This window comes from Brachyspira pulli (assembly GCF_036997785.1).
In the GTDB taxonomy this organism is placed as follows: Bacteria; Spirochaetota; Brachyspiria; order Brachyspirales; family Brachyspiraceae; genus Brachyspira; species Brachyspira pulli.
Genome location: NZ_JAWLQI010000089.1, coordinates 1 through 9,873, shown reverse-complemented (window position 1 = coordinate 9,873; position 9,873 = coordinate 1). Strand labels below are relative to the sequence as shown.

The following is a 9,873-nucleotide window of genomic DNA, read 5'->3' as shown; positions in this document are numbered from 1 at the left end:
GCCTTCTTTAATACCTTCTTTAATACCTTCTTTAATACCTTCTTTAATACCTTCTTTAATGCCTTCTTCTTTAGCTTTCTTTATATCCAACTCCATACTCTTATTAAAGAAATATGTATCTACTTCTCGTTTTTTATACTTATCCATTACAGGACTATCATTAACAAAAGTACGGCATTTCTTTTCTACTTCCTCAAATATAGTATTTTCTTTCATTAAGATAGACATATCTTCCCCCTTAAAAAATTTTACCCAAGAAATAAATTCTTTATGTATATTATCAAAATTTTTATTAATATCTTTAAAATTGAATTTAGGAAGTTCTATAAAATGTAATTGACAATGATCTGTTAAAATCTTATTATTATTTAATTCTTTTAATATATAACAGCTATGCACTTTATCTTCATCTGTTAGTATAAAGTTTGTAATATTAATACTTACAGTTGGCTTTAATTCATCATAAAAAGAACCTCTATTTAAACTAGAACTATAATTATAAGCCCAATAGTATAAAGCTCTTTTTACAAAATCTTCATTTCCTCTGGATTGTATTTCTATTAAAACAGTTATTCCTTTTTCTGTAGTAGCCTTTATATCAACAATGCTTTCTTTTTCATCATAATTTTCTGCTATGTTAAATGGATTTAATATTTCTATTTTTTGAAAAGTTTCAAAGTCTAAATCTTTAAATACTGCATTAATAAAATTTAAAGCTATATTTTCATTGCCCGCATGCGAAAACAAATAGCGTATAAAATAATCATTAATTCTATTTAAATTTTCAATAGTAACTGGTTCATTTAATATTTGTTTTAATTTATCAAAATCTCTCATAATATTATTATACAAAAAATAATTATAAAAGTAAAGTTTATGAAATTTGTATATTTTTATCAATAAAAAAAGTGCATACATATATAATGCATGCACTTTTTATTTAAACGATTAAAAATTATTGTAGATTCAAAATCTTAAGCATCTCAGCTTCTATCGCTTTAATATCGCCTTTTGCTTCCTGAATAGTTTTTATTTCTGCTCTTCTTTGTTCTAATAATTTTTCCTGACCTTGTTTATCTAAAGTAGCCTTTTTAGCAAAGTACGCATCGCTTATAAGTTTATCAGCTACTCTCAAAGTTCTATCTGACACTATTGCCTTATCTGATGCATTTTCTGCTTTAGACATATCAAAACTTGCATCAGTTTTTAAAGCTCCTTCAGGTACTCCGTCAAGTATACTTCCTTTCCACTCCAATTTTGGCTGATAACTATATGTAATATAATCAAAAACTTCTGCATTCTTTATTTCATTATTATCAATAAATATATCATATGCTTCATTATTAAGAGTATCCAATAAAAACATTTTATTTTTGCCATTTTCTGTGTATATTTTTTGAGTACATCCCAAATCTTGAAAATCTCGATAATTAATAAACTGTCCTGTTTCTGAACCAAAATCTATTTCCAAATTATCTTTTAAAAGTAAAGTATAATGTGCTATACCGCCTCTTCCAGCAGAACTCGTATATTCTCCTGAAAGCATTAATTCTTCTTTGCCGTCATTATTGATATCACATAAGAAGAAAGATACGCTATGCAAAGGATAATACATGTTGCTAGCTACATAAGATGAATATTGTTCTATATCAAAGTTTCCTGAATCTATAAATTTAGAGTCTTTAGTATAATCTTTCAAATCATTTGTAGAAATTGAATTAATTTCAGCAGATTTTACTTTATCTATATCTCCAAGTCTGAAATTATAATTTTTTATTTCTTTAAATGAAGCATATAAATTATCTTTTATAAACTCAGTATTATAATAATGCATATTTACTAATCCTTTCATAGTGCTTTCAATTAAAAATGTATTCTTTTTAAACTCAAGTAAATTAAGGTTATTCCAACCGTCATAACAATAAACGGCATTAATATTGTAGTAATTTTGATAATATTCTAAATAGTCTTGTATATCATCATTAGCTAATCTATTATTTATATAAGTTTTTATATATTTGTTCATTATATTTGTATTGCCTATTTCTTCTGCTATTTCTATTGAAGATAAACGGGCAGTACCTTCTAATTCAATTGAAGTTAAAGAATAATTATTTTCATTGAATAAATCTATATATCCATTATCTTTTACAATGTACTTATAGAAATTATCTTTATAAGCATCAGCAGCTAATTTTTCTGCTCTTAAAGAATTGGGAGCTTCTATTATATAATCAACTAATTTCATTTTATTGCTGTAAGCATTATCATCATCATACTTTTCTATCATCATAGATATATTAGTTCCGCCTGCTTTTTTCCATTCTGTTAAATATTTTTTCTCTTCTTCAAAATAATAAAGCGAATCGCAAGCAAAATGAGATAAGAATAAAGCTAAATAAACATCAGCATCTTTTTTATTTAATTTTAATAATTCTTCTCTTGCTTTTTTTAATGCTAAATTTTGATCAACATATAAATATCCAACAGCATAATAATCTTCAACTTCACTATATATACCCCAGTTACCCCAGCTTATTAAGAATTCCAGATCTAATGCAGCATAATTAACATTTGATATAAACTCTATAGAATATTTTTTTCTTTCATCATCATTTACAAATTTCCTATTAAGAAAATCAAAATTTCTTTTTGCATATTCATTATTTTCTCTTAATTTTTTAAGCTTTTCATCAAATTTGGTTTTATCTGCTCTAACACCTTTATAAACATATTTCATATCAAAGAATTCTTTTTGATTATTTGTTTGTGATGTATTAGTTTGAATATTTTGTGTATTGTTGTTTTGTGATGTTTGATTAGTTTGAGTATTTTGTTCTGATTGATTTGTTTCTTTGTTACCACTGTTTCCGCCGCCGCATGAAATTACAGCAACAACTAAAATAAATGCTGCAATTATAGAAATAACATTTTTCATAATAAACCCTCTGTATGTATTGTTATTTTTCGCATTATAAATTAAAATTATCAAAATTTCAATTGGAAAATATTTGAAAAATAATTTTGATGTATAAGTTAAATAATATAAGTTAAATAATAATTGATAACGAATTATATTAAATCATTATAATTTTTATATAGAAAAAGTTAATAAAAAAATAAAAGGGCTTTAAGTCTATTAAAAAACTCAAAGCCCTTAATATTATGTTAAGTAATAAAAAATTAAATTTCCTCGCCGTTCTCTATTTTTGTAAGCAAGTCAACTCTCCTAGCATGTCTTCCGCCTTCATATTCAGCATCAAGCCATTCTTTTACTATCATCTTAGCTAAATCCACGCCTACTACTCTGGCACCGAAAGCTATTATATTAGAATTATTATGCTGTTTTGAAAGTTTAGCAGAATAAGGCTCACTGCAAACTGCTGCTCTTATACCTTTAACTTTATTAGCTGCAAGTGAAATACCTATACCAGTTCCGCATATCAAAACACCGCATTCACATTCTTTGCTTACAACAGCATCAGCAACCTTTTTTCCGTATACAGGATAATCAACGCTTTCTGTTGTATGTGTACCGTAATCAGTAACTGTGTGTCCTAATTCCTCTAAATATTTTATTATCTCTTTTTTTAATTCAACAGCTGAATGATCGCAACCTATAGCAATTTTCATAGTTTCATTTCCTTTATATATATTTTTTTATAATATTAAAATCAATTTATAATAAACAAAGTAAAATTATTTATAAACTATAAGAGAACTCTAATATAGCATAAGTTTTATTATCTTCACTATCAAACTTTAATAAAACTTTATCATCAATTACAGCTTTCTTTACAACTATAGTATCTCCCAATTCGGCAGGCACTCTGTATTCTATTCTTATTCTTTTATAATAATCATCAACATAGTCTATAGCCATATCAATATATCTTGCATTATTAACATGATTATTATCATCTATAAAATATTTTTTTACTTTGAATCTGTCAACTTCTTTTAAAGCATTATTATCAACCTTTATTTTTCTAGGAAGATAATTCATTTTCTGCTTCTCATCAAATTTTATATTGTTTATAAACTCTGAAGGCACTCTTATCAAATTGCCGTTAGATAAATCAACGAATCCGCCTATAGCATAACAAATAGCAAGTTCATTATAATTTTCATCATATATAACAGTGTTTCTGTATCCGTAAGCCTCATTACATTCATAAACATAAGTGCGTACTATAACTTTATCGCTATACTTTGGAAGTTTGTATATATCAACCTGTCTTGATACTAAAAACATACTCACATTATTTTCATTAAAATATTTTGTAAGTTCAACATCAGCATCTAATTGAAAGAAAGAACAGTCCTGCATCAAATCAAATATAGATGAAGTTTTTAAAAGCCCGTCTTTATCAATTTGGCTTGTACCTACAATAGCTTTCATTTCGTACATAAATATAAACCTTTAATCAATATTATTTTGAAAAATACAACTTATTCATTATAATACTAAAAATATAATTGTCAAAGCCTAATAAAACAAATAAAACTATATATATTAACAAAAAATATAAGTTATTATTAGTATATACCTAAACAACTATATTTTTGTTTTTATATATGGGGCTTTGCCCCATACCCCAGTTCTTTTACGACCGGAGGAAGTACTGTAAGTATTGATATAAAAGAACCAAAACAACTGCATTTTTAAGCTAAAACTAGGGTATTACACCATATTTAATACATATTCTTAAAATATAAAGTTCTAGCAATTGCGTTTTCGCGAAGCGTATCCGAGCCTGTCGAGGATATAGCAACTTTGACGAAGTCCGCAGAGCGTGTGCGGCAAAAAAGTTGATAATAATTATATAATGTACAGTAGTCGGCAAAATGAAATAGTTTCAGTATATAACAAAAAAATATAAGAAATTATTAGTAATAAAATAATTTTATTTCTTTAAAATTAAAAATTAATTAAAAAATATAAAAAATTTCTCTAATATAAACTTATAAAATATTATATTTTTTGACTATAGTATAAGGATTTTTTTAAAAGGTAATATTGTATGAACAACAATTTTAATGAACAAGACAATTACAAAAAAAATTATTATGCTATAATACCGGCAGAAGTAAGGTACGATAAAAGACTAAAGCCTCTTGCCAGATTATTATACGGAGAGATTACAGCTCTTACAAATGATAAAGGCTACTGCTGGGCTACTAATAATTACTTTGCTAATCTTTATTCTATAAGCTCTGCAACCGTATCAAGATATATTTCTCAATTAAAAGAATACGGATACATTACAATTGACTACAAGATAAAAAATAATAATATCGATAAAAGAAAAATCTATTTAAACACAATACAAAACAATAAGGTATTGACTAAATTGACAAGGGAGTATAAACAAAATAATCAAACGGGTATAGGCAAAAAAGTCAAAGATAATAATATAATAAATAATACAATTAATGATATAGATAAGCCTATCTCTGAATTTGATTTGTTTGTAAAGGAACTTACTAAAACATTCAATGAAATTACATGCAATGAAGCTAAATCACTATCTCAAATATATTGCTTCAAGAAAAAAGAGAAACAAGAAGAATTAATGAATATATTTAATAACAGAAAATTCGATTGGAAAGAATGCATCAAATATGCTAAATCAAAAATACAAAATCAAAATAATATCACTACTCTTTGGCTTGATTTTGTAAGTTATTTGAAAGTATATTTAATAAACGGAGATAAAGAAAATTTAATAAAACGTTATTACAGTGAAAAAGAATTAATAGAAAGAGAAAATAAATTAAAAGAAATAAAGCTGATCAAATTACAAAAAGAAAAAGAAGAAAGAGAGAAAATGCTCAAAGAAGAAAAAATATTAGGAATAGAAAATATAACAGAAGATGAAATTATTGATATTATCAAAAATAAATTTAAACATCTTCAAAGAAATTATAATAATTAAAAAAACTATTGTTATTTATTAGATATCATGTTATATTACTATGAACAATATTTTCGGAGTTATAATCAATGTCTAAATTAATAGATAAAAATCTTATTGACTACATAAATGAAGTAGACAGCAGCTTACCTGCTCCGGGAGGCGGAAGCGTAATGGGAGTTGTTGGAGGCTTAGCTTGTGCTTTAGCTGGTATGGTAGTTCATCTTACAGTTAATAAAAAAAAGTTTTCTCTATTAACTAAAGAAGAACAAGACTCTTTCAATGAAGCAGCAGAACAAATAAAAACTATTAAATCAAATTTGATTGCCATAGTAGATAAAGATGCTGAAGGTTTCAATTTGTTTATGGAAGCTATGAAGATGCCTAAAGAAACAGATGAAGAAAAAGAAAAAAGAAAAACAGCTATGTCTAATGCTTCAAAAAATGCAATAGAGATTCCATTCAATGCTTTAAAATATTGTTATGAATTAATTAATCCTTTTAATACAATAATCAAATATGGAAACAGCAATGTTATAAGCGATATTGCCGCTGCTTATATACTTCTATTTGCCTGTGCCAAAGGTTCTTTATTAAATATTAATATTAATATACCTTTGATAGAAGATAATGTTTTTGCCGATTATATAAAAACTAATACTAAAGAATATATAACAGCTATAGAAAACAATTACTTCAATATAGAAAAGCAAATTAATTTATTTAATATATAAATGATTCCAAAAATGATTATGTTCCTTTTTAGTATAATTTAAATAGAATTATGTTATTAAGATTTGTGTTTTTTATACAAAATTCCAATTTTATTTTTTCATATTGATATTTTATTTATATTATGATAATCTTTCATAGACAACAAGGGTTTATAAAATATATATGAGAATAAAAAATATATTAATAGAACGTTTTTTGTTTTATTCTTATATTTTGATGTAATTTGTCTAAATTACTTTAAAATTTTTCGTTTGAAAATGAAAAGCGTTTATGGGTATATTTTTTATAATTTTTTTCTTAAAAATCTCCTTGTCCTTAGATTTTGTTAGTTATATGTATTCTTTAATAGGAGGTTCAAATGAGTATAACAACTAAACATATGATATCCTTAAGTGAAGAGGAAAAGGAAAAAATTAAAGAATTTATTAAAAAGGAAGGAAAATCCAAAAGACTTATCTCCAGAGCAAATATCATACTTGCTTTAGACGATAAAAAAAACACCGGCCTAACTCATACCGATATTGCTAAACAATACAATGTTACTTACCATACAGTAGTAAACATTATTAATGAGTATGTTAAATCCGGTTTAGATGAAACACTGACATACAAAAGAAATCCGAACAGCAATAGAAAAAAGAAACAGGCTAATTAAAAATGAATGACATTTCTATGTGCGGGATACACTACTTTCTGAAATCATCTTCAGAACTCTCGCACATGTAAGAATGTCTGCATCTATATCTTCAAACATATACTCAACATTCTCATACAAATTACTTATCAAATTTATTCCGAAGTTAATGCCTTTATCAATACTGCCTGTCATAGCTAAATCATCTGTAATAACTACTCCATTAAATCCTAAATCTTTTTCTAATATATCAGCATATTTTTTGGACATACTAGCGGTATTTTTATCATCTATATATTTGTTTTTTATATGTGCCACTAAAACAACTTCAGCTCCTGCATCTATACCGCTTTTAAAAGGAATAAACTCATTTGATAATAATTCATTTGTAGTTTTATTTATGCTTGGAAAATCATTATGAGAGTTTACAACGGTATCTCCATGACCCGGAAAATGCTTTAATACGCTTATTATTCCTGCATCTCTTTGTGCTTTCACTGTATTTGAAACCATTTCAGCAACTATATTAACATTTGTTGAAAAACTTCTATTATATAGATAGGAATTTGTATCATTAGGAATATCACATAAAGGGCCTAATATCATATTAATTCCTAAATCCAATAAGAACTTTGATTTTTGATAGGCTATTTTATATGCATATTCTGAACTATTACTGTTGCCTATATTCTTTGGAGATATATTTTTGAGTTTATCAAAATTAATGCGATTAACCTCCCCTCCTTCCTGATCTATAGAAATTAACATATTTGGGTTAACATATTTCCTTAAATCTGATGTAAGTTTCTTTAACTGTTTTTCATCTGTGATATTATAATCAAACAGTATTACTCCCATTATATGATTATCTTTTAATGTTTTAATTGTTTCTTCTGAAAGTACTTTATCCTTTATGCCTACCATCAAAAGAAGTCCTTTCCTTTCTTTATCATTCATTTCTAATACTTTATCTATATAAGATGATAAATCAGGATAAGATTGTTTTAACTCATCTATATAACTTTGTTCTTCCATAACACTAGAAGCACTTTTACATGCATAAACTAATAATAATATCAAAAATAAAGTTAATACTATATTTATAATCTTTCTATTAATTTTAATACTTTTGAACATACTTCCAAATCCGTTTCTTGTAAATTATTTTCTATCATGTTTTTTATATTCTTATTTTTATAATAATTATAGGAAAAAACATTAATTCCATAACTAATTATATTTTTACTGTCATTAATATAATCAGTCATTATAATGCCTTTAAACTTCATATTATTAATGAGAAAATCTCTGTATTTATCAGCATTCTTTATATGCGACATTACTATAATATCCGCATTAGCTTTTATTCCTGCTAAAAATGTTTCTCTATTATCCAATATAGTTTCTGGATTTTTTGTTTTTTCATTTATATATAACTCATCATCATAGTATTTTGGAAAATATTTTAATGCAGTTATTATTCCTGCATCTTTTTGAGCTTTTACAGTTTGATATATAAGTCTTGAAGCGAGTATTTTATCATTTGTAAAGATATTTTCTTTTAAATGTGATTTTTCATTACAATAGGTATTGCATATAGGAGATAATATCATATTAATACCTAAAGATTTTAATTTTAATGCTCTTTCATAAGATATTTTATATGCATATTCTTCGCTTTTTCTCTCGCCTATATAACTAGGATAAACTTTAAACTTCTGATGATAAGCTATATTATAAGTAGATTTATAGTCCTGATCTAATGCTATGAATATTTTCCTATTAATATTTCTTTTAATAGTTTTTATAATATTATAAAGCGTATCAATATCCAAATTATCAATATTTATTATGATTCCTGATATTTTAGTTGTATTTATTATGTTAATTAATTCATTATCATAATTCTTTACAGAGATAAAAGTTAATATTTCTTTAGCATTATCAATATTATTTGTATATGTTTTTGCCTCATTATTAAAATGAGTGATGAATAAAAAAACTAATAAGAAAAATAGTATTATAGTGATTATGATAATATACGGCATTATTTTAATATACAATATTTATAATGATTAATTCGGAATATTTATTATTTTTATTATACAAAAATGGCGAGTTAATAATTCTTATTAATGTCATATACTAATAGTTTTTAATTAACTAAAGCTATTTTGTATTATAAAAAAGATTATACTTATTTTAATAAAAGTTGTGATATTATTGGAAGTTTAATTGACAGAACCCAAAAGCGAACAATTTTTATTTATAATAAAAAATCAAAAAGCATTCACATACTGTAGTATATACCTAAACAAATATATTTTTTCAATTTTGAATTATTTATAAATGTAATTTTTTATTTATTAATAGCATAAAATATTATTAAGTTTTCTTTAAAATATAATATAAAAACTATATTTTGACTAACAATGCAGTCTTTTTGGTTCTTTGTGCCAACAAAAGAACTGGGGGTGTGGGGGCTAGTCCCCACAAATAACCTAAATTTAAAATTGTATTTTTTGACAAAGTTAAAAATTTTCAGTATATACCTAAACAAATATATTTTGTCAATTTTCAAACAGA

Annotated in this window: 9 protein-coding genes; 3 read left to right on the top strand and 6 right to left on the bottom strand. The window is 25.0% G+C overall.

The features are described from left to right. The 4 genes from R4K56_RS13855 to R4K56_RS13840 all read right to left on the bottom strand — a co-directional run. Positions 1-837: Rpn family recombination-promoting nuclease/putative transposase (locus R4K56_RS13855; RefSeq protein WP_335786920.1), on the bottom strand; the 837-nt coding region annotated here is incomplete at its 3' end. Between the two features lie 118 nt (positions 838-955). Beyond that, entirely contained in the window at positions 956-2,938 is a 1,983-nt protein-coding gene (locus R4K56_RS13850; RefSeq protein ID WP_335773033.1) for a lysozyme inhibitor LprI family protein, read from the bottom strand. A 245-nt stretch (positions 2,939-3,183) separates the two neighbouring features. After that, positions 3,184-3,633 carry a ribose 5-phosphate isomerase B gene (gene rpiB / locus R4K56_RS13845; protein WP_335760975.1) on the bottom strand — a complete coding sequence of 150 codons (450 nt, stop codon included), beginning with the start codon at positions 3,631-3,633 and terminating at the stop codon, positions 3,184-3,186. Positions 3,634-3,703: 70 nt separating this feature from the next. Continuing rightward, entirely contained in the window at positions 3,704-4,411 is a 708-nt protein-coding gene (locus tag R4K56_RS13840; RefSeq protein ID WP_335773034.1) for an acyl-[acyl-carrier-protein] thioesterase, read from the bottom strand. Positions 4,412-5,024: 613 nt separating this feature from the next. On the opposite strand from R4K56_RS13840, the gene R4K56_RS13835 reads away from it, so the two are divergent. The 3 genes from R4K56_RS13835 to R4K56_RS13825 all read left to right on the top strand — a co-directional run bounded on the left by R4K56_RS13835 (position 5,025) and on the right by R4K56_RS13825 (position 7,308). Next, complete coding sequence (locus R4K56_RS13835; RefSeq protein ID WP_335773035.1) at positions 5,025-5,939, top strand: helix-turn-helix domain-containing protein; 915 nt, start codon at positions 5,025-5,027, stop codon at positions 5,937-5,939. Positions 5,940-6,007: 68 nt separating this feature from the next. Continuing rightward, entirely contained in the window at positions 6,008-6,652 is a 645-nt protein-coding gene (locus R4K56_RS13830) for a cyclodeaminase/cyclohydrolase family protein (RefSeq protein WP_335773036.1), read from the top strand. 359 nt (positions 6,653-7,011) lie between these two features. Continuing rightward, entirely contained in the window at positions 7,012-7,308 is a 297-nt protein-coding gene (locus tag R4K56_RS13825) for a helix-turn-helix domain-containing protein (RefSeq protein ID WP_020003382.1), read from the top strand. Positions 7,309-7,323: 15 nt separating this feature from the next. On the opposite strand, the gene R4K56_RS13820 is transcribed toward R4K56_RS13825, so the two are convergent. Then, complete coding sequence (locus R4K56_RS13820) at positions 7,324-8,424, bottom strand: glycoside hydrolase family 3 N-terminal domain-containing protein (protein WP_335773037.1); 1,101 nt, start codon at positions 8,422-8,424, stop codon at positions 7,324-7,326. Further along, positions 8,388-9,335 (bottom strand): glycoside hydrolase family 3 N-terminal domain-containing protein, encoded by a 948-nt coding sequence (locus R4K56_RS13815; protein WP_335773038.1) that lies wholly within the window; start codon positions 9,333-9,335, stop codon positions 8,388-8,390. Before R4K56_RS13815 ends, R4K56_RS13820 begins: the two co-directional genes overlap by 37 nt. Positions 9,336-9,873: the final 538 nt, after the last annotated feature.